The following is a 1,347-nucleotide window of genomic DNA, read 5'->3' as shown; positions in this document are numbered from 1 at the left end:
CGCTTCCACGAGCTTGGAAGCGCGCGTCAGGTGCTGCTGTCGATGACAAAAGATCAGATTCACTTCCCACGGCCGTCGGATGAAGGGCGCATGACCAACTTCGTCTGGACACCAGTCCGTTATCGCAATGTAATCGGCATTCTCAAAAACCCCTTCTACGCCGGCGTTTACGTCTATGGAAAGAGCGAGAAGCGGACTGCAATCGTCGATGGACGAGCCCGGCGCAGTTACGGGCACGGCAAGCCCTTCGGCACCTGGGAGGTGATGATCCGGGACCATCATGAGGGCTACATCAGCTGGGACGAATACGAGCGCAACCAGCAGCAATTGGCGCTCAATAATTATGGCCGCTCGGGCGGGGTAAAATCGGGCCGTGGCGGCAAAGCGCTATTATCGGGTCTCCTAACCTGCGGACGGTGCGGGCGGAGGCTGAGTGTTGCCTATACGGGCAATCCACAAAGTCCCGTCTATCGCTGCACAAAGCAGAATCTGATGTTGGGCTTGCCTCGGTGCATGACCTTCGGCGGCTCGAAGATTGATGCGGCGGTTGCACGCGAGCTGTTGCGCGCGGTAGAACCGTTAGCGATCGAAGCGACCTTTGAAGCAGAGCGGATGCACCGGGAGCGGCAAGAAGACCAGCGCCACATTCACGACCTAGAGCTCCAACAGGCTCGCTACGAGGCTAGCTTGGCTGAACGTCGCTATGCGGCATGCGATCCCGACAATCGTCTGATTGCAGCGCAGCTTGAGAAGAATTGGGAAACTGCACTTCGCCGAGTGCGAGATCTGGAGGAGCGCAAGCCTGCCGACAGTCCTTCGACAATAGAAGTCGATCCAGGCACCTTCGCGAACTTGGCCGACAATCTCTTGGCTGCCTGGGAGTCACCCGATGTGACCATGCGCGTGCGTCAGCAATTGCTGCGGACACTCATCGCCGACATCGTCGTTGATGTCGACGATGCGGTGCGTGACGTAGTGCTGACGATCCATTGGAAGGGCGGTCAGCATTCGGAACTCAAGGTCCGTAAGCCTCAGACCGGTGAGCACGGTTGTGCCACCACTGAGGATGCCCTGGCGGTGATGCGTAGCATGGCTGGGCGGTGGTCCGATGAACATATTGCCGCGTCGCTCAATCGAATGGGCATGCCCACAGGGCAAGGAAAGACCTGGACCGCACACCGCGTCTCTTCTGTAAGGCGGGTGCGTGCAATCCATGCGTACAAATCAGCCGAGAAGGACGGCAATTGGCTGACCATGACCGAGGCCGCGGCGGCCCTTGGCGTGACCAACCATCGGATACGCTACTTGATCAAGGCAAAGGTGTTGGCTGCCGAACAGGTGGTCCCT

The 1,347-nt window shown here is 58.8% G+C and carries 1 protein-coding gene; it reads left to right on the top strand.

Annotation, left to right across the window (positions count from 1 at the left end; all coding sequences use genetic code 11):
• A partial coding sequence (locus R6X40_RS31525) for a recombinase family protein (protein ID WP_318419120.1) occupies positions 1-1,347 on the top strand: 1,347 nt, incomplete at both ends.

The sequence above is a fragment of the Rhizobium sp. PL01 genome, assembly GCF_033447125.1.
Taxonomy (GTDB): domain Bacteria; phylum Pseudomonadota; class Alphaproteobacteria; order Rhizobiales; family Rhizobiaceae; genus Pararhizobium.
Note: the sequence above shows the minus strand (reverse complement) of the source record. Positions and strands in the feature narration are given on the sequence as shown.